The sequence below is a fragment of the Bacillus sp. 1735sda2 genome (assembly GCF_024159245.1).
GTDB classification, from domain to species: Bacteria; Bacillota; Bacilli; order Bacillales; family Bacillaceae; genus Bacillus; species Bacillus pumilus_O.
In genome coordinates this window covers 3,948,680-3,974,533 of record NZ_JAMYWZ010000001.1, presented here as the reverse complement: position 1 = coordinate 3,974,533, position 25,854 = coordinate 3,948,680, and the positions used below count along the sequence as shown (strand labels likewise).

The 25,854-nt window shown below is 38.0% G+C and carries 26 protein-coding genes and 1 other annotated feature; of the genes, 21 read left to right on the top strand and 5 right to left on the bottom strand.

What is annotated here, in order from left to right; all coding sequences use genetic code 11:
* Nucleotides 1-4 precede the first annotated feature (4 nt).
* The 6 genes from walK to NKR21_RS20700 all read left to right on the top strand — a co-directional run bounded on the left by walK (nucleotide 5) and on the right by NKR21_RS20700 (nucleotide 6,665).
* Nucleotides 5-1,843 (top strand): cell wall metabolism sensor histidine kinase WalK, encoded by a 1,839-nt coding sequence (gene walK / locus NKR21_RS20725; RefSeq protein ID WP_012011880.1) that lies wholly within the window; start codon nucleotides 5-7, stop codon nucleotides 1,841-1,843.
* On the top strand, nucleotides 1,833-3,212 hold the full coding sequence (gene yycH / locus NKR21_RS20720; RefSeq protein ID WP_144457336.1) for a two-component system activity regulator YycH: 1,380 nt from the start codon (nucleotides 1,833-1,835) through the stop codon (nucleotides 3,210-3,212). The genes walK and yycH overlap by 11 nt, the downstream gene beginning before the upstream one ends.
* Nucleotides 3,199-4,062 carry a two-component system regulatory protein YycI gene (locus NKR21_RS20715; protein WP_144457333.1) on the top strand — a complete coding sequence of 288 codons (864 nt, stop codon included), beginning with the start codon at nucleotides 3,199-3,201 and terminating at the stop codon, nucleotides 4,060-4,062. The genes yycH and NKR21_RS20715 overlap by 14 nt, the downstream gene beginning before the upstream one ends.
* A 6-nt stretch (nucleotides 4,063-4,068) precedes the next feature.
* On the top strand, nucleotides 4,069-4,863 hold the full coding sequence (locus tag NKR21_RS20710) for an MBL fold metallo-hydrolase (RefSeq protein WP_012011877.1): 795 nt from the start codon (nucleotides 4,069-4,071) through the stop codon (nucleotides 4,861-4,863).
* A 78-nt stretch (nucleotides 4,864-4,941) separates the two neighbouring features.
* Nucleotides 4,942-6,132 (top strand): S1C family serine protease, encoded by a 1,191-nt coding sequence (locus NKR21_RS20705; protein WP_391509408.1) that lies wholly within the window; start codon nucleotides 4,942-4,944, stop codon nucleotides 6,130-6,132.
* Between the two features lie 68 nt (nucleotides 6,133-6,200).
* Nucleotides 6,201-6,665 carry a GNAT family N-acetyltransferase gene (locus NKR21_RS20700; protein ID WP_144457331.1) on the top strand — a complete coding sequence of 155 codons (465 nt, stop codon included), beginning with the start codon at nucleotides 6,201-6,203 and terminating at the stop codon, nucleotides 6,663-6,665.
* A gap of 42 nt (nucleotides 6,666-6,707) precedes the next feature.
* Here the strand turns inward: NKR21_RS20700 and NKR21_RS20695 are convergent, their stop codons facing one another.
* Nucleotides 6,708-7,586 carry an ABC transporter ATP-binding protein gene (locus NKR21_RS20695; RefSeq protein ID WP_144457329.1) on the bottom strand — a complete coding sequence of 293 codons (879 nt, stop codon included), beginning with the start codon at nucleotides 7,584-7,586 and terminating at the stop codon, nucleotides 6,708-6,710.
* On the bottom strand, nucleotides 7,587-8,276 hold the full coding sequence (locus tag NKR21_RS20690; protein ID WP_119125643.1) for an ABC transporter permease subunit: 690 nt from the start codon (nucleotides 8,274-8,276) through the stop codon (nucleotides 7,587-7,589). It lies immediately after the preceding gene.
* Between the two features lie 192 nt (nucleotides 8,277-8,468).
* Nucleotides 8,469-8,739, top strand: a binding site (T-box leader).
* A 110-nt stretch (nucleotides 8,740-8,849) separates the two neighbouring features.
* Between NKR21_RS20690 and NKR21_RS20685 the strand changes: the two genes are divergently transcribed.
* The 7 genes from NKR21_RS20685 to NKR21_RS20655 all read left to right on the top strand — a co-directional run bounded on the left by NKR21_RS20685 (nucleotide 8,850) and on the right by NKR21_RS20655 (nucleotide 15,545).
* Nucleotides 8,850-9,710, top strand: coding sequence for an SAM hydrolase/SAM-dependent halogenase family protein (locus tag NKR21_RS20685; protein ID WP_012011872.1), 861 nt, complete (start codon nucleotides 8,850-8,852; stop codon nucleotides 9,708-9,710).
* 14 nt (nucleotides 9,711-9,724) lie between these two features.
* Complete coding sequence (locus tag NKR21_RS20680; RefSeq protein WP_012011871.1) at nucleotides 9,725-10,282, top strand: ECF-type riboflavin transporter substrate-binding protein; 558 nt, start codon at nucleotides 9,725-9,727, stop codon at nucleotides 10,280-10,282.
* A gap of 19 nt (nucleotides 10,283-10,301) precedes the next feature.
* A complete protein-coding gene (locus NKR21_RS20675) occupies nucleotides 10,302-12,017 on the top strand; it encodes an ABC transporter ATP-binding protein (RefSeq protein WP_012011870.1) in 1,716 nt (571 codons plus the stop codon).
* Nucleotides 12,008-12,838 carry an energy-coupling factor transporter transmembrane component T family protein gene (locus tag NKR21_RS20670; RefSeq protein ID WP_012011869.1) on the top strand — a complete coding sequence of 277 codons (831 nt, stop codon included), beginning with the start codon at nucleotides 12,008-12,010 and terminating at the stop codon, nucleotides 12,836-12,838. Before NKR21_RS20675 ends, NKR21_RS20670 begins: the two co-directional genes overlap by 10 nt.
* A 161-nt stretch (nucleotides 12,839-12,999) precedes the next feature.
* Entirely contained in the window at nucleotides 13,000-13,170 is a 171-nt protein-coding gene (locus NKR21_RS20665) for a CxxH/CxxC protein (RefSeq protein ID WP_008360116.1), read from the top strand.
* 80 nt (nucleotides 13,171-13,250) lie between these two features.
* A complete protein-coding gene (gene rlmH / locus NKR21_RS20660; RefSeq protein ID WP_012011868.1) occupies nucleotides 13,251-13,730 on the top strand; it encodes a 23S rRNA (pseudouridine(1915)-N(3))-methyltransferase RlmH in 480 nt (159 codons plus the stop codon).
* A gap of 210 nt (nucleotides 13,731-13,940) precedes the next feature.
* A complete protein-coding gene (locus NKR21_RS20655) occupies nucleotides 13,941-15,545 on the top strand; it encodes a DNA cytosine methyltransferase (protein WP_144457327.1) in 1,605 nt (534 codons plus the stop codon).
* A gap of 57 nt (nucleotides 15,546-15,602) precedes the next feature.
* Here the strand turns inward: NKR21_RS20655 and NKR21_RS20650 are convergent, their stop codons facing one another.
* The 3 genes from NKR21_RS20650 to NKR21_RS20640 all read right to left on the bottom strand — a co-directional run bounded on the left by NKR21_RS20650 (nucleotide 15,603) and on the right by NKR21_RS20640 (nucleotide 18,848).
* Nucleotides 15,603-16,757 (bottom strand): DUF262 domain-containing protein, encoded by a 1,155-nt coding sequence (locus NKR21_RS20650; RefSeq protein ID WP_144457325.1) that lies wholly within the window; start codon nucleotides 16,755-16,757, stop codon nucleotides 15,603-15,605.
* Nucleotides 16,744-17,373, bottom strand: a complete 630-nt coding sequence (locus NKR21_RS20645) for a hypothetical protein (RefSeq protein ID WP_144457323.1) — start codon at nucleotides 17,371-17,373, stop codon at nucleotides 16,744-16,746. The genes NKR21_RS20650 and NKR21_RS20645 overlap by 14 nt, the downstream gene beginning before the upstream one ends.
* Nucleotides 17,374-17,666: 293 nt before the next feature.
* Nucleotides 17,667-18,848, bottom strand: coding sequence for an MvaI/BcnI family restriction endonuclease (locus NKR21_RS20640; protein ID WP_144457321.1), 1,182 nt, complete (start codon nucleotides 18,846-18,848; stop codon nucleotides 17,667-17,669).
* A 246-nt stretch (nucleotides 18,849-19,094) separates the two neighbouring features.
* On the opposite strand from NKR21_RS20640, the gene radC reads away from it, so the two are divergent.
* The 8 genes from radC (at nucleotide 19,095) to NKR21_RS20605 (ending at nucleotide 25,839) form a co-directional block, all read left to right on the top strand.
* Nucleotides 19,095-19,574 carry a RadC family protein gene (gene radC, locus NKR21_RS20635; RefSeq protein WP_234935774.1) on the top strand — a complete coding sequence of 160 codons (480 nt, stop codon included), beginning with the start codon at nucleotides 19,095-19,097 and terminating at the stop codon, nucleotides 19,572-19,574.
* Nucleotides 19,575-19,590: 16 nt separating this feature from the next.
* Entirely contained in the window at nucleotides 19,591-20,100 is a 510-nt protein-coding gene (locus NKR21_RS20630; protein ID WP_144457317.1) for a DUF1643 domain-containing protein, read from the top strand.
* A 4-nt stretch (nucleotides 20,101-20,104) separates the two neighbouring features.
* Nucleotides 20,105-20,404 carry a hypothetical protein gene (locus tag NKR21_RS20625; RefSeq protein ID WP_144457315.1) on the top strand — a complete coding sequence of 100 codons (300 nt, stop codon included), beginning with the start codon at nucleotides 20,105-20,107 and terminating at the stop codon, nucleotides 20,402-20,404.
* A gap of 140 nt (nucleotides 20,405-20,544) precedes the next feature.
* Nucleotides 20,545-21,231 (top strand): hypothetical protein, encoded by a 687-nt coding sequence (locus NKR21_RS20620; protein ID WP_144457313.1) that lies wholly within the window; start codon nucleotides 20,545-20,547, stop codon nucleotides 21,229-21,231.
* Between the two features lie 138 nt (nucleotides 21,232-21,369).
* Nucleotides 21,370-23,082: a DUF927 domain-containing protein gene (locus NKR21_RS20615; protein WP_144457311.1), complete on the top strand. Its 1,713-nt coding sequence runs from the start codon at nucleotides 21,370-21,372 to the stop codon at nucleotides 23,080-23,082.
* Between the two features lie 96 nt (nucleotides 23,083-23,178).
* Nucleotides 23,179-23,304 carry a hypothetical protein gene (locus tag NKR21_RS21235; protein ID WP_260858189.1) on the top strand — a complete coding sequence of 42 codons (126 nt, stop codon included), beginning with the start codon at nucleotides 23,179-23,181 and terminating at the stop codon, nucleotides 23,302-23,304.
* The gene (locus tag NKR21_RS20610) at nucleotides 23,301-24,989 is read left to right on the top strand and encodes a recombinase family protein (RefSeq protein ID WP_234935773.1); all 1,689 of its coding nucleotides are present in this window, start codon (nucleotides 23,301-23,303) and stop codon (nucleotides 24,987-24,989) included. Before NKR21_RS21235 ends, NKR21_RS20610 begins: the two co-directional genes overlap by 4 nt.
* A 151-nt stretch (nucleotides 24,990-25,140) precedes the next feature.
* Entirely contained in the window at nucleotides 25,141-25,839 is a 699-nt protein-coding gene (locus NKR21_RS20605; protein ID WP_144457309.1) for a helix-turn-helix transcriptional regulator, read from the top strand.
* Nucleotides 25,840-25,854: the final 15 nt, after the last annotated feature.

The window sequence follows — 25,854 nt, the reverse complement described above, 5'->3', positions numbered from 1 at the left end:
TCTTATGAGTAAAGTAGGTTTTTTTCGCTCGATTCACTTTAAATTGACCTTAATTTACGTGCTGCTGATCATCGTCGCCATGCAGATCATTGGCGTGTACTTTGTGAAGCAGCTAGAGCAGTCCTTAATTAATTCATATGATAATTCCTTGAATCAGCGAATCTACTCGTTATCGTATTATCTAGAACAAGATTCATCGAAAAGTAAGGCAGAATTAAAAGAGGATGCTCAAAAGATATTAAACGACTTTAACAACAAAGATGAGTCTAATGAAATTTCTGAAGTCAGCTATATTGACGAAAGCAGAGAGGTGATTGCCTCTGTGAATAACGGCAGTCAAGAGATTGCCGGCAAGAAAATCACAGATCAAATCATTAGCCGGATTTTCGCAGTAGGCAAAGACTACGAAAAGAAATTCTATGACCCGGAATCCAATAAACGGGTGCGTATTTCTGCGACAGCCGTGAAAAATGAAAACCAAGAAACTGTCGGTGTGATTTATGTTGTGTCTTCGATGGAGAGCGTGTTTAACCAAATGCGAACCATTAACACCATTTTGGCGACGGGTACACTGATCGCCCTTGGGACGACCGCACTACTTGGGATTTTCATCTTTAGAACCATCACTCATCCTATTTCGGATATGAGGAAGCAAGCAATTGAGCTCGCCAAAGGGAACTTTTCCAGGAAGGTTCGAAAGTATGGACATGACGAGATTGGCCAGCTTGCGACAACCTTTAACCATCTGACGAGAGAGCTGGAAGAAGCGCAGCTCATGACAGAGGGAGAGCGGAAAAAGCTATCTTCTGTCATTGCCTATATGACAGATGGCGTCATCGCTACGAATCAAAATGGTGCTATTATTCTATTAAACAGCCCGGCATTAGAGCTGTTAAATGTTTCACGTGAAACAGCACTAGAGATGCCGATTACGTCCTTACTGGGCCTAGAGGACACGCATACCTTTGAAGATTTAGTCGAAAATCAAGATTCCATGCTGCTAGAAATCGAACGCGAAGATCAGCTGTCTGTTTTGCGTGTGAATTTCTCAGTGATTCAGAAAGAGCACGGGAAAATTGATGGATTAATTGCAGTCATTTACGACGTCACGGAGCAGGAGAAAATTGATGCAGAACGCCGCGAATTCGTTGCGAACGTATCGCATGAGCTACGCACACCGCTAACGACGATGCGAAGCTATCTTGAGGCGCTGGCTGAAGGCGCAATTGGAGATAAAGAGCTTGCACCAAGGTTCCTTAGTGTGACGCAAAATGAAACAGAACGCATGATCCGACTTGTCAATGACTTGCTACAGCTATCTAAGTTCGACAGCAAGGATTATCAATTCAACCGTGAGTGGACGAATTTTATCAGATTTATCTCATTGGTCATCGATCGTTTTGAAATGACAAAAGAGCAGCATGTTGAGTTTATCCGCAATCTTCCACAGCGTGAAATATATGTGGAAATCGATCAAGATAAAATCACACAAGTGCTCGATAATATCATTTCTAATGCGATGAAATACTCTCCAGAGGGTGGACATATCACGTTTACCGTTGATTTGGATGAGGAGAAGAGTCTTGTATTATTCAGCGTCAAAGATGAAGGAATCGGTATTCCGAAGAAGGATATGGATAAAATCTTTGAACGTTTTTATCGAGTGGATAAGGCGAGAACAAGAAAGCTTGGCGGAACCGGCCTTGGCCTTGCGATTGCAAAAGAAATGGTTCAGGCTCATGGCGGAGACATTTGGGCTGACAGCATTGAAGGAAAAGGAACCACAGTGACCTTTACCCTTCCGTACAATGAAGAACAAGAGGATGATTGGGATGAAGCGTGAGACCTTTAAAACCATAATATTGACAATCCTAATTGCGATCAGTCTTGTGTTTACGTGGAATATTTGGATGTTCCAGCCCGTCATGCAGGACCAGGCAGATGCCGGCACTCAGGTCGTAGAAACAAAGAAGATATCAAGCGATGAGCCTAGAAGCCTCATTGATGTCGTGAAGCCGCGGGAGATGTTCATCCATTCAAATGGGGAGCATTTGAAAGTGGATCAAAAGGAACTCTTTCAAAACTTCTGGAATGATGTGAGCCTTTGGGATGTGAAAGAGATTTCGGATGTGTCAGATCAATATTCGGAGCAGAAATTTAAGAATTTCTTCTATGGAAACGGAGGACAGGGGAAGACATTGGATCTTGTGTTCAATGACCCGATTCCGATTGATATATTCCAAGCGCTGTTTAAATGGCCGAACAAGTCCATCGAATACAACTCGTTTGATCGGATGATTGTGCCGTTCTCCCAGCAGGATAAGGCCAATAAGAAAGTTTATTTGGTTTCATACAGCAAGAAAACGGTGCTTGAGCTGACAATAGAGTCTGCTAACTATCGAAATCTCATGGACAGTATCGCAGCCGCTCAAAACGAGATGCCGCGCTACGATCTCTATACGTTCTCTGCGAATTCGAAACGAGATTTCCTCCTTCCGAGAAAGCAAGAGCAGCTTGAATCGAAAATGTTCTTTATCGAAACGATTAAGACAAGCAAATTCAAGGACGCTCTGTTTACGGACCCGAGTCTTGTTGGTGAGGAGTCTAATTTAAACCGAACGGTGTACACAGATGGCACAAGCCGTCTTGAAGCCAATCAAAAAGACCACCGCATCCAATATCAGCACCGCAACATCAACAGCAGCACCGTTTTCCAAACGGGCGATCTGATTAAGCGAAGTGTGAAGTATTTCAATGATACGGGGAGCTTTACCGATGACTATCAATACTTTGGTATTAATAGTAACCAACAGCTTTCCTTTAATATGTTTATGGATGGTCTGCCGATCGTCAACAGTACAAAGCACCCATTTGGGATGACCTCGCTTGAAGTACAGTGGGCGAATGACGACATCTTAAATTACAAGCGTCCAAACTATATTCTAGGCAACAAGGCGAGTCAAAGTGAACAGGTCAAGCTGATGAACGGGACAGAGTTGAAAGACTTAATCGTCAAGCAGACGAAATATGATGACCTTGAGAAAATTGAACAAATTTTCCCAGCCTATCAAGCTGTTTCCACCGCATCAGATCAAGATCAAGCGATGTTTGTCTGGCTGGAGCCAGTATGGTGCATGAAATACAACGGCAAAACCGTGATTCTATCGCATGATTTGTTGACAGAGGGGAGCGAGAATCATGGAGTGGAATAAGACCAAAACGATCTTTATCCTAGCCTTTCTCGTTCTCGATATCTTTCTAGGTTTTCAATACTTTGAAAAGCGATCAACTGATCATTTTGCGATTATCGAAAAAACGGATACGCTGGAAGAAATGAAGGCAGACGGGATCAAATATGGCAATCTATCAGATGAAGCGAAGATTGGCTACCGCATTACAGCTGAAAAGAAGCAATTTACGAAAAAGGATGTCGACGAATTAGCTGATCAAAAGGCGAAAAGCACATTCCCGAAAACAGACAAAGATGATCCTGTCACGCTACTTGAAATGACCTTCAATAAACCAGTGGCTTTGCCGAAAAAAGATATGAAAACAGCGGCGGCAAACCTGGTGAACCAGCGTTTGCTAGATGGGAAGAATTATAAGCTGTGGAGTATTGATGAAGAGACAGGGAAAATCGTCTTTTTCCAAACGTATAAAGGGAAATACATTTTCCAAGAGGGGCTTGATGACTCCGAAACCATCGGAAAAATCACCCTAGATCTAAATGATAAAAATGAGGTCGTATCATATCAGCAGTCGATGGTGATATCGATTAATGAAGTGAGAAAAGAAACCCTTGTGCCAGCGCTTGAAACTGTGAAGGACTTATATACGCAAAACATGCTGAGCCAAAACACGACCGTGAAAAAGGTAGAGCTAGGCTACTATACGCAATATCCAGGTGCAAGCACGCAGGTTATGGTGCCTGTATGGCGAGTCGAGCTTGAGGGCGTATCAACTGGTTCAAAGAAAAAGACAGAAGAAGAATATTTGATCAATGCCATTGATGGCTCAACACTTGATCATATAGAGAAAGATGACAAATCTTCAATGGAGTGAGAGAACATGAGCTTGCAGTTCAGTGTACTAGCGAGCGGAAGTACGGGGAACGCTTTTTATTTAGAAACAGGCGAGCATGCCTTTTTAGTGGATGCTGGTTTAAGCGGCAAACAAATGGTCGAGCTTTTGAGTCAAATCGACCGAAAGCCCGAAGACTTGGACGGCATTTTTGTGACACACGAGCACTCAGATCATATTAAAGGGCTCGGTGTCATGGCAAGAAAGTACAAGCTCCCTGTCTATGCAAATGCGAAAACATGGAAGGCGATGGAGTCCCACATTGGGAAGATTGATACAGAGCAAAAATTCCATTTTGATATGGAAACTGTCCAATCCTTTGGCGGCCTCGATGTTGAGTCCTTTGGCGTCTCACATGATGCGGCTGAGCCCATGTTTTACGTGTTCCATTATGGAGGGCGCAAACTTGCCCTAATGACGGATACAGGCTATGTGAGTGATCGTATGAAAGGCATCATACAGTCAGCCAATACATTTGTATTTGAGAGCAATCATGATGTCGGTATGCTGCAAATGGGTAGATACCCGTGGAGCATTAAGCGCAGAATTCTGAGCGATGTCGGACATGTTTCAAATGAAGATGCCGCTCTTGCGATGACAGATGTCATTGGAGATGCCACCTCACGCATTTACTTGGCTCACTTGAGTCAAGACAACAACATGAAGGATTTAGCCCGTATGGCGGTCCAGCAAACGCTTGAGATGAAAGGCTTTGTTGTCGGGGATGGTTTTGATTTATATGATACGGACCCGAAAAAAGCAACCCCGCTTTGCGCCGTATGATTTTTACAATCGTATGATTAAGATAAGAGCTTCTTACCAACACTATATACATCATCTATTCACTGAAAGGAAGGAAACATAGTGGATTATCGCGATGTAGAGTGGAAGCCGAGACGAAGCAGAAAAGGATATTTCCTATCTGGTCTGATCGGTGTATTGGTAGGAGCTTTTTTAATGGGATTCTTTTTCCCCTATGTATCAGGACAGAGCGGCAGTCCCTTTGGGTGGCAGCAGAACGGAGATGGGCAAGCAGCACAGGGCCCTTTAAAGACCGTCAATGTGAATGTCAATGATGCGGTCACAAAAGTCGTATCGAATATGTCAGATACGGTTGTCGGCGTTATTAATATCCAAAAGTCGAGCTTTTGGGAAGAAGGCGGAGAGGCAGGCAGCGGGTCAGGTGTGATTTATAAGAAAAAGGGTGACACCTTTTATATCGTGACCAACCATCATGTCATCAAAGGTGCCAACCAGCTTGAAGTGAGTCTTCAGGATGGGACAAGAATTGGCGCCAATCTTGTCGGAAGCGATCAGCTCATGGATTTAGCGGTTCTCACCGTCAAAAGTGATAAGATCAAACAAACCGCAGCCTTCGGTAATTCAGACCATGTGAAGCCCGGTGAGCCAGTGATCGCCATTGGAAATCCATTAGGGCTTGAATTCGCAGGCTCTGTCACACAAGGTGTCATTTCAGGAACGGAACGTGCGATTCCTGTAGACTCGAATGGAGACGGACAGGCGGATTGGAATGCGGAGGTACTGCAAACAGATGCCGCCATCAATCCAGGGAACAGCGGTGGTGCCCTGATCAATATGGACGGAAAAGTGATCGGTATCAACTCAATGAAGATTGCCGAATCAGAAGTAGAAGGCATCGGACTGTCTATCCCAGCGAACCTCGTCATCCCTGTCATAGAGGATTTAGAGCGCTACGGAGAGGTGAAACGTCCGTACCTAGGTGTTGGCATGAAATCATTAGCAGATATTGCGAGCTACCACTGGGAGGAAACATTGAAGCTGCCATCTAACGTCACATCAGGCGTTGTCGTGATGAGTGTCGAGCCTCTGTCTCCAGCAGGAAAAGCAGGGCTAAAAGAGCTGGATGTCGTCACCTCCTTTGATGGCAAGAGTGTACAGAATATCGTAGACCTTCGTAAGTATTTATATCAAAAGAAAGTCGGCGACAAGGTAAAGGTACAGTTTTACCGAAGCGGAAAGAAAAAATCAGTAGAAATCAAACTTTCTCAAACCGACCGATTCGGCGGATGACCAGTTCCTTGAGGGGACTGGTTTTTTTTGCATGCTCATCATATGATGGAGAAAAGGGGGCGATACGATTGGTTACACTACAGCCAATGTCACAGACGGATTACGATGTATTGATGGAGAAGGCCATTCAGCGGTACGCAGAAGAAAAGGTACGCGCAGGGACTTGGGAAGAGGAAGAATCACTTGCAAACGCCGAAGAACAATTTGATCGGCTCCTTCCTGAAGGTCTACTGACAGAGCATCATGAGCTATGGAATCTCTTGAATGGAGAAGAGGCGATTGGCTGGGTTTGGCTTTGTTATGACCCCAACCACCCACAGAAGGAAGGATTCATTTATAACTTTTTCTTATTCGAAACGTATCGAGGAAAAGGCTTTGCAAAGCAGGCCATTGCAGCATTAGAAGAGGAGGCAAGGTCATTAGGAGTGCAAAAACTCTCGCTTCATGTCTTTGCACATAATCAAATTGCCCGTTCTCTGTATGAGAAGACAGGATTTGAAGAAACCGGAATCTATATGAGTAAACCTTTATGAAAAAGAAGAAGCACCGTGCGGATCGCATGCGGTGCTTTTTTATCAGGAGCTCATGGCATCTTCAGCCGTGACTCTGTATATATCGACTTTGCATTTCACGAAAGCGCGAATGATCGCTGGAACTTGAGCTTCTGAACGAATTAACAATGAGGTCTCGTCATCACTGATCACAAGATCTGTTCCGACAGTTTGTAAGTACTGCGTGAGAACAGGCTTCACCTCATCATCAATCCACGCATGCTTGAAGGTTGCACGTATGTTTGAGGATGTGATGGTTTTCTCTTGAGGATGTGTATGGGGGGACACTAATTTTCCTTCAGAAATAAAAGCCGTTTTGGTACAAATACTATTTGTGAACCTTGGGCGGTCAGCCGTTAAAAAGACGGTTTTCCCTTCATGTTTTAACGTGTCAATGACCTGCTGAATGTGCAAGATCGAATCTGCGTCAATATCGGCAAAAGGCTCGTCGAGTAAAACAAATTCAGGTCGATGGGCGATAGCCTGCGCCATGCCGAGTCGTTTCTTCATACCAGGTGTGAAGGAACCGACCTTTTCCTGATGATAGTGATCTAAGCCGACAAATTCGAGCAGCCCTTCATAATCACTCGTTTTCTGGCGCGTACCGGTGATTTTTGATAAGTAGGCAAGATGTTCAAGTGCCGTCAGCCCTTCATATAAATCCGTATATTCAGGCAGAACACCGATATGCTGCCTCACCTTTTTTAAAGAAGGCATATCCATCATCGTAAACGTTCCAGAGGTTGGCCGGCAAATTCCCGTAATGATATTGAAAAACGTCGTCTTTCCAGACCCCTTCGGTCCAATGAGTCCGAAGATATCGCCTCGATTGACATCAAGAGTAATGTGATCTATCGCGACTTTTGTCCGATATTTTTTTGTGAGTTCTTTTGTATGTAGCATTTAGACATCCCTCCTTTGAAATAGGAGTGCTGTTCCAATAAGTAATACAACGGTTAAAGCTGCATTCATGAGTACATAAGTCAGCGGTTCACTCAAGCGCGCATAATAATAAGGCGTCATATATTGGAACCAATGAATCAATCGTTCTGAAGAAAGAACAGATATCATACTGACGATCGGGAAAAGAAAGGAAAACAACATCCCAACAAACATTGATTTCTGAGGGGTTGGAAAGAGCATGGACAAAAATAAAGCACATGAGATACCGACACTGATAAAGGTTAAGATTTTTAACGCATCAGAGAACAAAAAACGATGTGAAATCACCATATTCAGTACGTATGTTGTCATAATACAGCTGAGCCAAAATAGCATCAGTCCAAGATATTTACCGATAATAATGTTCAAACGGGTGGTTTTACTAACGAGAAAACGAATGGTTTTCAAATGGATTTCTCGGCTCAAAATATCATGAGACAATAAGAAAATAAGGAAGAAACCAAATAGAGACATCACCAGTTCATTCCCAATGGAATAAGGATCCTTTGCCTGCTCCCATTTGTCCTGATGAGCAGCAATAAACGGTAGAGTTGAAACAAAAGTAGATAAAATGAAAATAATAACAATTGTTAAAATAGATTTTGTGCTTTTGAAGAGCTGCTTAAACTCATTCATACAGATGGTCCACACACGCTGTACCTCCCTTCATCTTTATTATACCGCTAGAAAAGAAAGACACCATATCTTGCTCTTTAACATTTGCTTAAATTTTATAAAAAGCAGACTCTTCCAGCAACAGTTGACTAACTTTTGAAAATGTTCAGAAAAATATCTTGATTTATCAAAAAACATCATGTATGATAGCTTTAATTCAAGATAGTTAAACAGGCAATGACGAGAGAAAGTACAATCATCAATTTTTCCACAGAGAGCTTCGGTAGCTGAAAAGAAGCAAAAATAATGATTCGAAAAATGGTCTCTGAGCCTCGTGCTGAACATATCTATGATATTAGTAGGACACGACGAGAGTTGGTACTCGTTATCAAAACCACAGTATATGAGCCAGATTGGAGCTTTGTACTTGTAGAGGCTGTTTAGCGCGAGCAAACAGTAAATAAAGGTGGTACCACGAGACAAATACCTCGTCCTTATGATTCAAAGATAAGGATGGGGTATTTTTTATTGTCCACTTTTTTCATACAAATGTTCAAATGTTCCACGTGAAACACCACATCCATTTTTTCAAATGAAAGGGAGATTGACATGAGTGAACATGCATTGGTTTTACAATCAGATTTCGGCATTGATGATGGAGCGGTCAGCGCTATGTACGGAGTGGCAAATACGGTCAGCAGCAGCATCCGCCTTTTTGATTTAACACACAATATTCCGCAATATGACATTTGGGAGGCATCCTACCGCTTGCTCCAAACCGTCACGTACTGGCCGGAAGAGACGGTATTCGTATCCGTCGTTGACCCAGGCGTTGGGTCAGAAAGAAAGAGTCTTGTCGTCAAAACCACAAGCTCGCACTACATCATTACCCCAGATAACGGGACACTCACACACGTCGCACAGGATATAGGCATTGTAGAAGCCCGTTATTTAGATGAAACCATTAACAGACTGCCGAAGTCGGGAAAATCACATACATTCCATGGGAGAGACATTTACGCATATACAGGTGCGAGAATTGCTTCAGGAGTGATTTCTTTTGAAGAGGTTGGGCCAAAGGCGAATATTGATGATATTATTCACCTTCCAGTCGTACAGGCTTATGCGAAAGAAGAAGTGATCACAGGGACAATTGATATTTTAGACGTGCGGTTCGGAAACCTATGGACAAACATTCATCACACGCTATTTGAACAGCTTTCAATCAATTATGGGGATGCAATAGAAGTTACCATTGCCAACGGGCCAAAAAATGTGTATAAAAATATCATGACCTATGGACGATCTTTTGCCGATTTAAAGGTAGGCGAACCACTCGTATATGTCAATTCACTCGATCATTTAGGCGTGGCGATCAATCAAGGGTCATTTGCAAAGGCTTATAACATCGGTACAGGCACAGGCTGGCGCCTTTCGATTCGCAAAGCTCCGCGCATTATATACGAATAAGAGGAGGATACATCATGGCAGGTAAACAACTTTCAACGAAAACTGTCGTTGCCATCGGAATTGGCGCAGCCGTCTTTGTCATTTTAGGACGCTTCGTCTCCATTCCAACTGGGATTCCGAATACACAAATTGAGACATCGTATGCATTCCTTGCATTAATGGCCGTGCTATTTGGTCCTGTTGCAGGTGCACTGATTGGATTTATTGGTCATCTCATTAAAGATGCGACCACATTCGGCCCTTGGTGGAGCTGGATTATCGTTTCAGGTGTTGTTGGGTTATTGATCGGCTTCATTTCGAACCGTTTAAAAGTAGAAGAGGGCGACTTTGGCTGGAAAAAGATCACGCTCTTCAACGCCGTACAAGCAGGCGCACAGGCATTGGGCTGGTTTGTCATTGCCCCAGTACTCGACATTGTGATCTATGCAGAACCTGCGAACAAAGTATTTGTTCAAGGCATCGTGGCAGGAATCTCAAACATCATCACAGTTGGTGTACTAGGCACCATCATCATTGCGGCTTATGCGAAAACAAGAAGCAAAAGCGGCAGTCTATCGAAAGAAACATCATGAAGCAAGGTGGAACACATAAATGAAGAAACCGATGATTCAATTCGAACATTTCGGATTCCAATATCGCAGTCAGGCAGAACCGACATTGAAAGATATCAACCTGACCATCTATGAAGGTGAAAAAGTCCTCATCGCAGGCCCGTCTGGTTCGGGAAAAAGCACACTAGCCCATTGCATCAATGGGCTAGTTCCTGCGTCTTATAAAGGCTCTATGGAAGGAAGTCTTCACATCGGCGGGAAAAATGCAGAGAAAGAGAACATTTTCTCTCTTTCACAGCTCGTCGGAACGGTGCTTCAGGACCCTGATGGACAATTCATCGGGCTGACCGTTGGAGAGGACATCGCATTTACACTTGAAAATGATCAAGTCACACGTGTAGAAATGAAAACACGTGTCGAAGAAGCGGCAAAATTAACAGAGGTAGACGGCAAGCTGTCATCGTCTGTACATGAGCTGTCAGGCGGTCAAAAACAACGTGTCGCCATCGCAGGCGTCCTTGTCAATGATGTCGACATTTTGCTGTTTGACGAACCACTTGCAAGCCTTGATCCCGCTACAGGTAAAGAAGTGATCGATCTCATTGATCGACTACAAAAACAAACAAAAAAAACGGTCGTGATGGTCGAGCACCGATTAGAGGATGTTCTTTTCCGCCAAGTCGACCGCATCATCGTCGTCAATGATGGCACGATTGCAGCAGACATGACACCAAATGAATTGCTCGCCTCAAATGTATTAGAAGCGGCTTATTTACGTGAGCCTTTATATGTAAAAGCCATGAAATATGCAGGCATTCCGATTGAAGCAGGAGATCAAATTGCGAATTTACAGCATCTCACTTTAAATGATGAGGAAAAAATGAAAATCGAGCAGTGGATGGAAGAGTCTGAGCCATCAGCCGAGCAGAATGAAGCGCAGGATTTACTAGAAGTGCGTGAGCTTAGTTTTGACTATCCGACAAGACCCAACACACTGAACAACATCTCTTTTACCGTCAAAAAAGGAGAAATGGTCAGCATCGCTGGAGCCAATGGCGCAGGCAAGACGACACTATCCAAGGTGCTCTGCGCGTTCGAAAAGCCAACAAATGGGACCATTCATCTGTATGGCGATGACATCACAGGAGATACCATTAAACAGCGCTCCGAACGAATCGGCGTCGTCATGCAAAACCCGAATCAAATGATTTCTAAACAAATGATTTTTGATGAAGTTGCATTTGGTCTCGTTTTAAGAGGCGTAAAGGAAGACGATATCAAGGAACGGGTGGAGCGAGTTCTAAAAGTATGCGGCTTATATCCATTTCGGAACTGGCCGATTTCAGCCCTCAGCTTTGGACAAAAAAAGCGCGTCACCATCGCATCTATTCTTGTATTAGAGCCAGAAATCATCATTTTAGATGAGCCAACCGCAGGGCAGGATTTTAGACATTACACAGAGATGATGACGTTTTTAGAGCAATTAAATCAGCAGGGCGTCACGATCTTGATGATCACCCATGACATGCATTTGATGCTCGAATACACAACAAGAACCATTGTCATATCAGATGGAGAAAAAATCGCAGATGATACACCTGCCAAAGTACTGACAGATCAGCTACTTGTTCAAAAGGCGAGCTTAAAGGAAACGTCGCTATATGAACTGGCGCTGAAAGCAGACTGGCCAAATCCAAATGAACTCGTGGAACGCTTCATTGAGGTGGACAGAAAGGAACGAATGACATGGCTGTAGACATGCTGTCTTATATTGATCGCCCGTCGCCGATTCACCGGCTGACAGGGGCAACCAAACTCATTTGCTTTATCCTCTGGTCATCCGCAGCGATGCTCACATATGATACAGGCGTATTAGTGTTTATGCTAGTTGCCAGTATCGTGTTCTTTCAATTATCGAACGTACAATTTCGTGATATCTCTTTCGTAGTGATTGTCCTGGCGGTTTTCCTTGTCATCAACAACATCGCCATTTACATCTTTGCGCCTCAGCAAGGTGTCGCCATCTATGGAGCGAAGCACGAGCTGTTTCATATTGCAGGCTGGTACAATGTCACACTTGAACAGCTTTTCTATCAGTTGAACATTACACTGAAATACGTGACTGTGATGCCAGCAGCGCTTTTATTTATTGTGACAACAAATCCAAGTGAATTTGCCTCATCGCTCAGCCGAATCGGGGTCAGCTACCGGATTTCGTATGCGGTAGCGATTGCTCTGCGCTATATTCCAGATATTCAGCGTGATTTTCGAACGATCGCGATTTCTCAACAAGCAAGAGGTATTGATTTATCGAAGAATGAAAAACTGGGAAAACGGATTAAAAATGCGCTGTCGATTGTGATGCCGTTGATTTTTTCTAGCCTAGAGCGGATTGAGACCATCAGCAATGCAATGGAGCTGCGCGGATTTGGAAAGCATAAAAAGCGCACATGGTTTACGGCGAAAGACTTTCAAAAAGCAGATTATGTGGCGTTCATATTTGTTGGTGTGGTACTGATCGTATCACTAGTGATTACATTTGTGAGAGGAACGAGATTTTATAACCCGTTTCTATAGAAGGAAGCCTTCACAAGAGTGGAGGCTTTTTTATTTGGTTTGTGGATAAAAGGTGTGGAAAATGGTAAAAGACTATTAACATGTGAATAAATCGGTTATATTGAACAATGAGCGAAACACTTGTGAATAACGAGACAACATATTGGAGGAATTAGAAACTTATGAACAAATCACTTTATGCTTGCGCAGAACATATAGAAACCGTACTAGACATGTACATAGATGATCACGAAACGCCACCAGAATTCAGAAAAATCGAACATACACACAGTTTATCCACAACCTGTGAATTGTGCGATGAACCTGCAATATATATAGTGGGGAACGAATGATCGGACACAAAATACACAAATTTTATCCAAAATTGTTGATAACTTATATGAATAACTTGTTCTTAAGGTGGGGATGACCTGTGAATATATCAATTATCACAGTAGGAAAATTAAAAGAGAAATATTTAAAGCAAGGCATAGCCGAATACACAAAACGATTACAGGCTTATGCGAAAATCGACATCATTGAACTCGCAGACGAAAAAGCACCAGAACACCTCAGTGAGCAAGACATGAAAATCATCAAAGACAAAGAAGGCGAACGCATCCTAAGCAAAATCAACCCAGACGCCCACGTCATCGCACTCGCCATCGAAGGAAAAATGAAAACTTCCGAAGAATTAGCCGATACAATAGATAAGCTGGCAACATACGGAAAAAGCAAGGTGTGTTTTGTGATAGGCGGGTCGCTTGGATTAAGCGATGCTGTCATGCAGCGTGCGAATGAGAAGTTGTCGTTTTCGAGGATGACGTTCCCGCATCAGTTGATGAGGTTGGTGTTGGTGGAGCAGGTTTATCGAGCGTTTCGGATTGTGCGGGGGGAGCCTTATCATAAGTAAATGAGGTTTTTATTTAAAACAATCAAAGAAAGAAAACATACAAAATGTACATTTTGTATGTTTTCTTTTTTTTACGCAATTTTTGTATGAGAAATGGAAACTTCCTAAAAGTAATTCTCTATTTTTAACAAATATTGATATTGAAAAGTCAATATTTAATCCTGGAAATTTTTTCGACAATATGATACATTATATCAGAGGTGAAAAACCATGTATGCAATAGACTTATTTTGTGGAGCTGGTGGATTTAGTGAAGGAATTCTACAAGCTGGATTCCACATCGTTTTTTCAAGTGATAGAAGTGCACACGTTATGGAAACGTATAAAAATAGGCATAAACAATTAGGGTTAATTCAAGGGAAGAATACACATTTTGAGTTGGCTGATATAAGAGAACTAGAAGGAGAATATATTTTAAAAAGAATTAATGAACTTTCTGATTTTAAAGATAAGAAACAAAGCTTTAAAAAGGGGGATATTGATGCTATTTTCGGGGGACCACCATGCCAAGGATTTAGTATAGCAGGAAAAAGGGACAAGTCTGACCCAAGGAATATGTTATTTAGAGAGTATCTAAGAGTAATTAAAGATATACAACCCAAATATATAGTGATGGAGAATGTTACTGGATTTATGAGTATGCAAGTTAATCCAGATTTCAAAAGCTTTAATAATGTTAAATATAGAGATGATGAATTAGTGAGTACAGTTGTTCAAACAGAGCTAGAAGGGTTCGGTTATACTGTCTTAAAGCCTAAAATTTTAGATGCATCCGATTTTGGAGTACCTCAACGAAGATTAAGAGTAATAGTACTTGCTTATAGAAAAGATGTTACGCCAATAGAATACCCTATTCCTACTACTATTAATGAAAACGAAAAAATAACAGTTGAAGAAGCATTGGCAGGAGTAAGTATTAGAACAAATAAAATGAATTATGCAATTGCATCAAGTAATGGACGTACACCACATTTTGAGAGTTTAGAGCCAGTTCCTAATTTTGTAAAACACTTTAATGTGGAGGAATCCAAACATAATGCGGTGATACAAGAGCGTTTCTCATTGTTTCATCAAGGTGAGTCTGTAATTAATCTGAAAAGTAGGCTTTTGAAGAAGAAAAATAATGGGGAATTGATTTTAGATTTACGTAATTATCCGAACCTTCTTATTGAGACAGTATTCACGATTAATAAAGAATTTAATTTAAACATTTTGAGACGAGAATTGAATAATAATAAAATGAAAATGGAGAAGAATTTAATCGTAAGTTTATATAAAAGGATTATAAAACTATGGGATATAGAAGTAGATTCTAATTTATTTTTAATTGAAGCTAAGAAGCCAATTGGTAAAATGAAAATGGAGAAGGACGCTTTTACTTCAATTTTTAATGTTGCAAAGAAGGAATTTAATAGGATTTTTACTAAAGAGGAATTGGTAACGTTGTTCCTAAATGATTCATTAAACACTAAGACTATTAATATTGACTGGAATGAAATATTGAATGCTCTTTTGACCAATAAGAACACTAGGACTAGACTAGATTCTCAAAAGACTGGACCGACAATGGTAACTTTGCCAGATGACTTTATTCATCCTACATTGAATAAAATATTGAATGTAAGAGAGATGGCAAGAATACAATCCTTTGATGATAGTTTTGAATTCTTAGGAAAACGAACAACTGGTGGAGATAAGAGAAAAGATGAGGTACCACAGTTTACGCAAGTAGGTAATGCTGTTCCACCACTTTTGGCTTTTGCTATAGCACAATCAGTACGAAATGCTCTAGAAGCGAAAAAACAATTAATATAAATAAAATAAACGATTTGCTTGCAATTTAAGAGGTGAAGCAAATCGTTTATTAAAATATTATAAAATACAATTTTTGATGATAGAATCTAAATATTCATTTCTAAGCTTTCTTTGTTTTTTATCCATGGTACTATTTTTAGCTGCTGAAATATAGTCATCTGGTAAGTCTGAACAAAAAGTTTCGAGTTTCTCGTTAAATTTATCAATATCAAGATGGTCCAAATATTCATAATTGAGAAGTAAAGTTAAAAAAAGTGAAAAAGCATTACTTCTAAGGTAAAAGTATTTCTTTTTGCGAAAACCAGATACTTCAGGTATTTCTATATTATTGAATACATCAATAGCCTTAACAAATTTTATATAAATTAGATTTTTTTGTTTTAAAACTGTATCTGTGAGAATTTCAATTTCTTCATCTTCTAATACTCTTCCATGAAACTCTTTATTTATTAAAATTCCTATTAGGTCAATAACATCTTTAGTGTTAACGTTTCTCTTGATTTGTTGAATAGAATATATTTCTTCATTTAAGAAAAAGGTCTTGAATTTGGTGAACTCTTTTTTTTCAGCCCAATCTTTAAAGTCCCTTATAATAAAAGGATTTTCTCTGAAATGAATCGAATTCTCATTAGCAATTTCGTCTTCATCTAAATCATCGCTTAAGCCTTCCACGTCTTCAGAAGCTAAAATCTTATCGTTACTGATTAATCTAGCTAAGAAGACAAATTCATTATCAGAGAACTTTGATAATGTTTTTTCTGTGCTCGTTAGTTCATAGTTTCCTATGTTTAACCTTTGAAAAATCTTACTTATTTCAGTTATATCTTGTTCAGGATTATATTTTAATCTAACTGTTCCAATTTGATATTTAGAAAAATTTATCTTTTCCCTTTCTTCTAAATCTTTATATAATTTGTTATCTACTTCCAAATTATTTGATAAAAATTTCTCAACAGTTCTCATTCGTTGCTGCCCATCAATAATATGTAGATATTTAATATGGGTTTCTAAATCAATCTCGCCTTCTGCTACAAATATCATAGGACACGGTAATCCTAGCAGTATAGTTCTAATAAATTCCTTTTGATGTTCAGTATCCCATACGAAGTTACGTTGGTAGTATGGGTCATAAACTAAAGTTTTATTTCTCATTTTGACAAACAGTTCACCTAAAGATTCAGATTTAATTTCAAATTTTTCATTTAAGTCCATCTTGAATTACCCTCATCTCATAAAATTGACGTATTTGTTTATCTAAACGCATTATGAAACTTATTTCGTTTAGGTAAACAGCAGCACTTATTTTAATATCATATTCACTTTTCATATCTTCTGAAAAATCTTTAAATAATTTCCTGTCCCTGTAGCATCCAAGACTGTCAGGTCTTATAAAACCAGATATTAAATTTTTTCTATAGTAACTAAAATAATTTAATACATTTTTTTTGCCCATAAATTTATCAGGTTTAAATTTGGTTTTATCCTGAAAATTATTAGTTTCTATCAGAGTATTTGTTGAAAGCTTATTAAACAAGTAAGAATCTATAATTGCTAAATCAATATCAGAATCATCTTGAACGTATTTAATTTCCCCATCACCATTTTTATCCATAAAACTAAATCCTTGATGTTTAGAACCAATTACTTTTATACGATGAAAAGAGGTGTTAAATCTTTTTTGGGCTTCATTTATAATATCACCCAACTCTTCATGATTAACATGTAAGGTAGGATAAATAAAATAAAGGCGTTTTAAGTAATCTTCTAGATTGTTTGTTTCGTTTATTTTGAAATGTTCCAAAGTTTTGTCAACATAAGAGTCTATCAAAACTTTTCCCCCTTTAACAATGTCCAGTAGTACTTATAGGTTATACCTTAATTAAACCACAAAAATAAAGTTAAGTTAAATTATTCTGTAAATTGTAAATAAAAGTACAGATGATTATATAAGAATTGTATTTCGATTTCAGAAAAGGCGGGCATGCTTATACTCCTATTATTTACATAGCCATATTTACAGGTTACTGGGAGCATGCCCAGAGATATAAGCTCAAGTTGTACTATAATTATTTAATTGGGAATGATGTATCAGTAGATAAAGTTATTGATACATCATTCCCTTTATAGTTTAACTGTTTCTATTTCATTAAAGAGTAAGTGCCGGTACTTTGGTAAAACTCTAAAGCAATGACCTTTGTCTTTATAACCAGTTCCGTCTTCCCTTACTCGTCCACGCCAATCATAAGTTACTTTGCCTTGAGAAATAAGCATTAAAAATGAACTGAAAACTGGTGTTTTGGTGTAACTGGCTTGTTTATAGTGAAAATGGATTTTACCATCTATGACTAACTCTTCTGCTATTAACCAAACTGTTTCAGGATGCTTTGCATACAACCTCTTTCTAATTTCATCCAATTTCCACGAACATGTGACTCTTTTCTTACCAGTTTCCATATTAATATAGTGTTGGTGAAGAAAACCATTTTCTTCATCCAATTCAAGGTACAATCCTTGATTATTTTTCTCGTGGTTTACTGTTACGAAAAGGTCAACATACCCTTCGTACTTATTAGAAGGATAACCATAAGTTAATAACATTTCAGGGGAAGAAGAAACTGAACTAATAGACCAGTCTGGCACCATTGAAAATAAAGTATCTTTTGATTTCATACCCTCTCTTTTTGCCTTTAACTCAATTTTAGATTTGAAATCAGCTAGCTTATCACTATTAGGGAGAATCCCTAATTCCCGTTCTAAGGTTCTTCCTACATCTTTTGCTGCACGAGAGTATGGAGATTCACTAATAACAGGTCCCTTTGCTTTTAAGGCTGCAACTAATTCAAATAGTTCTTCTTTTATTTTAAGATTTTCCTCGATGCCAAAGAAATCTTCAATGATATCTTGTTGGAATCCTGATTGTGTTAATGGGATAACCACTAGCGTATTATTGAAAACTGTCAGCAGTATCATGTCGCCTTCATTTACATATTTTTTTAGACCATACACCCAAAATCGTGGGTCACCTTTTTTGGTGTGCGGACGATAAAAACTTACCTGTTCTGTCTTGGCATCAGATGAAAGCAGAATAACATCTTTCATAATTTTACTATCCGGACCACGTCCAACATGGGCATAATCAACTATTCCGCCTTCTTTGAGAATGCCTCTGATTAAGGCTGATGCATCAATAATTGACTTATGAAGCATTGTTCCAGTAAGTCTAACTAATGCATACTCCTCTGAATGTACTTTTAATATCTTCTGAATCAACAATTGTTCTCTAGGATTCGGGTTGAATTCCATTTTACTCCCACCTTTGTAATGTTGGTTTTTTCGTGTTGGTTAAATAAATAAAAATCATGTGGGTTATTTATTAATAATCATTTCTTTTATTTGTTATTATATATAGGTTTTTATCTGTTGTAAAGTGAAAAATGTAAAAAATACCTGTGGTAAAATATGAATTCTGTTGGTGGTGAAATATGCGTATTTAATTAGCGCTTCAAATATATATTATTTTTTCGATAATATATAAGGATGGTGTATAAAATGGAGTATGTGGATAAGGGAAAGAAGGATAAGTGTGAACCAGCAAAAAGAGTTAATATTATTTCATTAAAATTAGTAAAGGAATCAAGTCTGCTTTACAAAGAAAGGTCAGTTAGGTCTCCTGAAGATGGGTACCAATTAATGAAGTTGCTCCTTGCAGATAAAGACCGTGAGTATTTCATTGTCGCTTCCCTTGATACTAAAAACCAGCCAGTATCAATCAATGTCTGTCACATTGGAAGCTTAAACGCTAGCATAGTACATCCTAGAGAGGTAATGAAGTCAGCGATCCTAAGTAATGCTGCATCAATAATTGTTGGACACAATCATCCATCGGGGGAAGCCGAACCAAGCAAAGAAGATATAGAGGTTACTAAGAGGTTAGGTGAAGCAGGAAAAATTATTGGTATAGACGTTCTTGACCACATTATTGTTGGTGACGATACATTCGTTTCATTGAAAGAAAAAGGCTATATCTGAAAGGAGTAAAAAAGCAGTGAGAACAACAAAAAGCACGGTAAAAACAGAAGTCATCTACGATGACGAAATGAAAAACAAGTTTTTGATTAGAAAGGAATGGAATCTCGATGAGAAAAGAGCTCTCGTCATCATGAAAAGGGTCGGACAAGCGGATGAAATCGTCTTAGATAACACAACGATGTATGTTATGAATAATATCTCCAATTTGGGGTATGGTGCTGTGGAAATTGTAAATGTTTTCTCTACAATTAAAGGGAAAGAAACAAAAGAAGCTATTAATGCCAATTTAAAATGCATACAAAAAGCAGTCCAAAATTCGGATGATGTAATTATCGCGATTGGGAAAGGTGCCGATATCAATAAGAGAGCGATGAAAAGACTAGATATGATTTTAGCTTTATTACTTGATAACAAAGCAAATGTTTTAGAGATAGAATCTAGTTCTGGAAGGAGAGGTTTTCATCCTCTATATCCAGCATTAAAGAATCAATGGAAGTTAGTTCCCTATAGTAGAGAGAAGGTGTGAGTAATTGGAAATAGAGCAATTACTTCATTTATTTAAAAAGAGGTTTGGAGTAACAATAGAATTGAACAATTTAGGAAACGAGACAGTATTGCTGTATCATGACGAACTTGATAATGCCCTTTTTCCAAGTCATGTTTTAGAATCACTTCCGAATCCTGTTTTAATTCACACATACATTTATAAAGAAGAATCAGAGTGGTTGATAGGTATTGCTTCCAAGGCAATAACGAATCAACCACTCTATTTAGTTTGCTTAAAAGATGGGAGAAGAATATACGATAAAAAAATAGCTGTTATTTTATGAGCAATCAAAAAATAACTAGAGATGATGGTTTGTGATTAATGCATAAGAAGAAGCAAACCATCTCATTCTTTAAATTAAAAATAAGATCTTTGATTTTTTGTGTTACTATAGTCACAGTATATTTAAAGGAGAGAGAATTTTTGGTGGCCTATGGTATTACTGAGTTGACTAAAGAGATATATAAAGAAGATTATTCAAAAGAGAATCATTTAAGAAGTTTAGAAGCAGATCGGAAAAAAATTGAACGGTTTATAATTAAGATCGAGTTTTTTATGGGGAGACAACGAAAAAAAGGGGAAAAATTACGAATAAACAAAGAAAATTTTAAGATATATGCTGAGGTTATTAAAGTATTTTTTAAGCCTGAAAATGAAAGAGTCTTCAACTTTTTCAAGAAAGTATTGAAGATGCAAATGGATAGCACTCTATCTGGAAAAGATAAATTCAACAAATATGAAGAAGATAATTATCAAGATTTATTTTATCAAGTGCATGAAATTATTGGGAATGCACAAGAAAAGTTCACACACAAAGCATTTATAGATACTAACAAGGAACATAAAGAAAATTTACGTTCTAATAAATACACTTCTAAAGCTAGAAACAAAATTAAGGAATTTGAAGCAACTATGTTTACAGACCTCTTTACTGAATTAAATATGAAGATAGATTATATTGAGCCTAAGATAAACTTGCTTGAGTTATATGAACATGAATTTAATGAGGCGAGAAAAAGATTTTATGAAAGTTTAGAAGAAACTCGATTAATGGAAATAGATATGAAAAAAGCAGCAGGAATAATGCAAGACATAAAAAGACAATCATAATAGGGTTGTCTTTTTTTGCTGTATAGTTACCTGTCAAGGACAATTTTTGATCAAAAACCTATAAAAAAAACGTCCGTGTCATTTTTTTTGTTTGATTATACAATCAGCTATACAGTCAAACATTAGGAGGAAACGTTAATGATACGTAAAAGTTGTGAACCAGCTATACTAGTACCACCCAGTGAGGACATTGAATTATTCCCTTATCGTGTTCAAGGGAATCAGTTATTTAAATTTGATAAAAAAACGGAGGAATACAGATATATCTCCAAAGCAGCTAAAATTAAATCCATAGAACGCTGTTTAGAGACAGGCGAATTAAAAATGAAAATCAGTTTTTGGTCAATTGATTGTTGGATCATAATGGATATTGAAAGATCGGATTTAGATGGAAAAAACACAAAGAAATTTTTGAATCAAGGCATGGATATTATTGGTGATAAAAAGACAAAAGAAGTCTTTTCATTCCTTAGTGAGCACGAGAAGAGCATTCATCCAAGATATTTCCATACAGGATTAGGATGGGATCGAATAAACGGATTTATGAACTATAAAAGCCATTCACTTATCGATAATAATGGAATTGAATCAAGGTATTCGGGTGAAATCAATTTACAACCAAAGGGATCTCTTGAAGGGTACGAAGATTTATTAAAAGAGTACGTTTTAGGACATGCTCCTCTCGAGCTAATGTTTTGCATAGGTCTCTCTGCTTCATTGTTAGGATTTCTTAATCAGTCAGGTGAATCATTATGGGATTGGTCGCTCATGTGTCACATCCATGGGTTCTCATCTACTGGCAAGACTACCGCTAGTATGCTTGCAGTATCACCTTTTGGTAATCCTAACAATAATCATCAAGGTCTTATCCGTTCTTTTAATGGAACAAAAAATGCTCTCATCTCCTCGTTGACTGGCAACTTTGGAATGCCAATCGTCTTCGATGAAACAACGATGAATGAGATGGAAAGCAAGAAATTAAGCTCCCTTATTTATGAATTTTCACAAAATCAAGAGCGAACACGCCTTAATCAAGATTCCACCATGAAGAAAAGTGGCACGTGGTGTACAACGATTATAACCACTGGAGAGCAATCCATTATTAATAGAGCAGAAAAAAATGCTGGGCTTCGGGTTCGATTGTTTGAATTTGATGGGATCAACTGGTTTAAAGATGCCAATCATGCAGAAAATGTGAAAAAGGCAGTGAAACAAAACTATGGATTCTTTGGAGAAGCATTTGCAAGACTCCTTAATCGTTATCCATCTAGGGAATTGGAAGAGTTGCTAGAAAGAAATAAAGAAGAATTAAAAAAAGAGATGCCTGTTAGTCATTTAGTTGACCGTATTTCTGGAAAAATGTCTCTTATATTAACAACTGTTGATCTTTTAGAAAAAGGATTTGGATATAAATTATGTCGTGATCAGATTAAGAGTATGCTAATTGATCAAGAGAATAAATCTTGTGCAGATCGAAATATTGGTGAAAATTTTCATAGACAGTTTATGGACCATGTCATTCAACATAGTAGAAAATATTATCAAAAAGGGTCTAGTGGAGGTGTCTCTGAAGTTTGGGGCACAATTGAATACGAAAAAGGTAAAACATACGTATACACTTTGTCCAACGTATTTAAAGAAGCTGTAACTCAATTGGGGTATCCAAATGACAAATTGGTACTACATGCATTAAAAGAAAAAGGTGTGCTACATCACGAAAATAACAAACTGAAAATTCGGAAAAATATAAAGGGAGCGAGTAATCAATCAAAAAATGGTGTTTATACGATCTGTATTGTTTTTTCTGAGGATATTTTATCTTTAGAAAAGCCATATGAGAATTTTATATGAGAAGCAGCAGGGGGGATTTTCCCCCATTCCCCCTTTTATTTAACTGAATGAATTAATATATTGTTCAAATATATATCATAAAAAAGGATGAGGATAATGGATTTATTTTACGAAGATAAGAATAAAGATTTTGATATTGTTATAGAAATGATGACTCATGTTGTAAGAGAAGCGATTAGTGATATTGACAAAGAATCAACGAAAAGTGAGGAAGGAAGATGAATAATTCGACAAGACCAATAATGGATCTAAATACGACATTAGAACGGAAAAAGGCTGCGTTATATGTGAGAGTATCAACAACAGAACAAGCTGAGGAAGGGTATAGCATTGAAGAACAGATTAGAGTTTTGAAAGAAATGTGTGATCGTGAAGGATATGAGGTATTCAAAATTTATGATGATAGAGGTATAAGTGGCAAATCAATAAAAGGCAGACCTGCATTACAGCAATTACTTAGAGATGCAAATGAACATGCCTTTGATATGGTTCTTGTTTGGAAAATGAATCGATTTTCAAGGAAAACGTTAGATTTGTTAACTATCGTTGATTTGTTAAAGAAGAAGCATATTTCATTTCGTTCTTTAACAGAGCGTCATGAAACCGAAACGCCATCTGGTGTTATGCAATTCCAAATGATGGCGATTATAGCCGAGTTTGAAAGAGCGAACATAGCAGAGAACGTAAAGATGGGAATGATTGCAAGAGCAAGAGAAGGATCATGGAACGGTGGACAGGTTCTTGGCTACGATGTGGTTGGTCATTTTGATGATAACCGTAAAAGAAAACAATCTAAATTGGTCATTAATGAGGAAGAAGCGTCAATAGTAAGAGAAATATTTCACATGTATAACACAGGTCATGGCTATAAATCTATTGCTAATCATTTGAATAAAAAAGGTTTCACAACTAAAAAGAATAAATCATTTTCAATATCAGCGATAAAAACAATTTTAACAAATCCATTATATGTAGGCATGATTCGTTTTAATGTAAGAAGAGATTGGGAAGAAAAGAGACGCAATAATATTAATCCTCATCCAGTCATAGAGAAAGGCAAACATCAGCCAATCATTACCGAAGAAACATGGGAAAAGACAAAATCTATTATGAAAAGTAAATCGGGAAAACCAAATCGAATCCATAATGGCAAATTCCCTTTAACGGGCATTATGAAATGTCCTGTTTGCGGGTCAGGAATGGTTATAGGAAGAACAACCAATAAGAGAAAAGATGGAACAAAAAGAATATTAGAATATTATGTTTGTGGTGCGTGGAAGAATAAAGGGTCTACTGTATGTCAATCAAATGGAGTGCGTGCTGATTATGCAGACAAATATGTTTTGAATCAGATTTCTAAAGTGGCGAATAATGAGAAGGTTATTAATGCTATTCTTTCTAAACTCAATAATAGTGAAAAGAATGAAATGCCTGAATTAGAGAAACAATATAGACAGTTGAAAATTGATCTATCAAACCTGCAATCAAAGAAACAAAAAGTAATTGGGATTTACGAGGACGGGACAATTACTAAATTAGATTTGCAAAATCGATTGAAAAACATCAATTCTGATCAAGAAAAGCTAGAGGAAAGAATGCGCCTCATTACAGAGAAGTTAGGTGAAAGTCACACGAAACCAATAGATTATAATGTTGTATCAGCCATAATGAAAGAGTTTCATACGAGATTAAAAAAACAATTGACCAACGAACAAATGAAACAGTTAATGAGGTTGATGATTGATCAAATCACAATATCTGATAAAAGGGAAATTGAAAGTATTCAAATAACGTTGAATCATCGAGTCTTAAAATATTTTCATAACGAAAAAGGAGTAGCGGAGTCATCCAATGAGGATGATTTTGCTACTCCTTTTTCTATTTGTTTTGATATCTGTCATTTGTGAGAGGAAGTGATGTTTGAAGGTATGTTTCAGAATCATAGGGGGAATGGGGGAATTTTAAACAGTCTAATGATTTTTTGGAATGGACATGTTGTGTCCATGTATTTGGTTATAGTAAAAAACAACCAACATAATTGCAGAAAAGGTGTATGTGTTGAAATTTGAAAGAAACAAAACTAATCGGATGCTGTTCTTGTATGAAAAACTTTTAAACAAAGAAGTGATTAAAAAGCAAGTTGAATCAGATCGTTTTCAAGTGACGCTCAAGACGATACAAAGAGACGTTGCTGATCTGAAATATTATATTGAAAGGTTTCATTATCAATTAGAACTCATCTATGATCGGCGTTTAGGAGGCTATACTCTATCAATAAACGAGAGTATGCAATTACATAAAGGTGAAATGATGGCTCTCTTTAAAATTGTGTTAGACAGTAGCAGCTTAACATCAAATGAATCAAGAAAATTATTAGAAAAGATTCTCTTCTCAATCCCTATCCAAGATCAACAAACAACTCAATTTTTTTCAAGGTACTTGCATGAATGTGATACTGAAAAAGATGCAACGTCAGTATTGAACACCTTAAAATTGTTGACTGAGGCAATTGAAAAGAAAAAATGGATACAATTATTAAGCTCAGAAAAGGGAAAGATAGTCTTTGCACCAGTAGATATTCTATTACACCAAAACTCTTTCTATCTTACAGGATTTTTGAAAGAAAAAATAACAAAAGAGCGTTTACCAAATGTTTTTCTCATACAGAAGGAGATGAAGATTGATGTATTATCGGAAAAATTTCAGGTTCCTTCTCATTTTAGAGTTGATGGGGAAATGCTAAAGAAAATGATTTAGATATAGAAAGGTGTA

What these genes read in the sequence shown, in the direction of transcription:
- walK (WP_012011880.1), top strand. Translation starts at nt 5, where the DNA reads ATGAGTAAAGTAGGTTTTTTTCGCTCGATTCACTTTAAATTGACCTTA.
- NKR21_RS20695 (WP_144457329.1), bottom strand. Translation starts at nt 7,586, where the DNA reads ATGCTACATACAAAAGAACTCACAAAAAAATATCGGACAAAAGTCGCG.
- NKR21_RS20610 (WP_234935773.1), top strand. Translation starts at nt 23,301, where the DNA reads ATGAATAATTCGACAAGACCAATAATGGATCTAAATACGACATTAGAA.
- NKR21_RS20675 (WP_012011870.1), top strand. Translation starts at nt 10,302, where the DNA reads ATGAAGAAACCGATGATTCAATTCGAACATTTCGGATTCCAATATCGC.
- NKR21_RS20615 (WP_144457311.1), top strand. Translation starts at nt 21,370, where the DNA reads ATGATACGTAAAAGTTGTGAACCAGCTATACTAGTACCACCCAGTGAG.
- NKR21_RS20640 (WP_144457321.1), bottom strand. Translation starts at nt 18,848, where the DNA reads ATGGAATTCAACCCGAATCCTAGAGAACAATTGTTGATTCAGAAGATA.
- NKR21_RS20685 (WP_012011872.1), top strand. Translation starts at nt 8,850, where the DNA reads ATGAGTGAACATGCATTGGTTTTACAATCAGATTTCGGCATTGATGAT.
- NKR21_RS20680 (WP_012011871.1), top strand. Translation starts at nt 9,725, where the DNA reads ATGGCAGGTAAACAACTTTCAACGAAAACTGTCGTTGCCATCGGAATT.
- radC (WP_234935774.1), top strand. Translation starts at nt 19,095, where the DNA reads ATGGAGTATGTGGATAAGGGAAAGAAGGATAAGTGTGAACCAGCAAAA.
- NKR21_RS21235 (WP_260858189.1), top strand. Translation starts at nt 23,179, where the DNA reads ATGGATTTATTTTACGAAGATAAGAATAAAGATTTTGATATTGTTATA.
- NKR21_RS20715 (WP_144457333.1), top strand. Translation starts at nt 3,199, where the DNA reads ATGGAGTGGAATAAGACCAAAACGATCTTTATCCTAGCCTTTCTCGTT.
- NKR21_RS20710 (WP_012011877.1), top strand. Translation starts at nt 4,069, where the DNA reads ATGAGCTTGCAGTTCAGTGTACTAGCGAGCGGAAGTACGGGGAACGCT.
- NKR21_RS20665 (WP_008360116.1), top strand. Translation starts at nt 13,000, where the DNA reads ATGAACAAATCACTTTATGCTTGCGCAGAACATATAGAAACCGTACTA.
- yycH (WP_144457336.1), top strand. Translation starts at nt 1,833, where the DNA reads ATGAAGCGTGAGACCTTTAAAACCATAATATTGACAATCCTAATTGCG.
- NKR21_RS20650 (WP_144457325.1), bottom strand. Translation starts at nt 16,757, where the DNA reads ATGGACTTAAATGAAAAATTTGAAATTAAATCTGAATCTTTAGGTGAA.
- NKR21_RS20655 (WP_144457327.1), top strand. Translation starts at nt 13,941, where the DNA reads ATGTATGCAATAGACTTATTTTGTGGAGCTGGTGGATTTAGTGAAGGA.
- NKR21_RS20670 (WP_012011869.1), top strand. Translation starts at nt 12,008, where the DNA reads ATGGCTGTAGACATGCTGTCTTATATTGATCGCCCGTCGCCGATTCAC.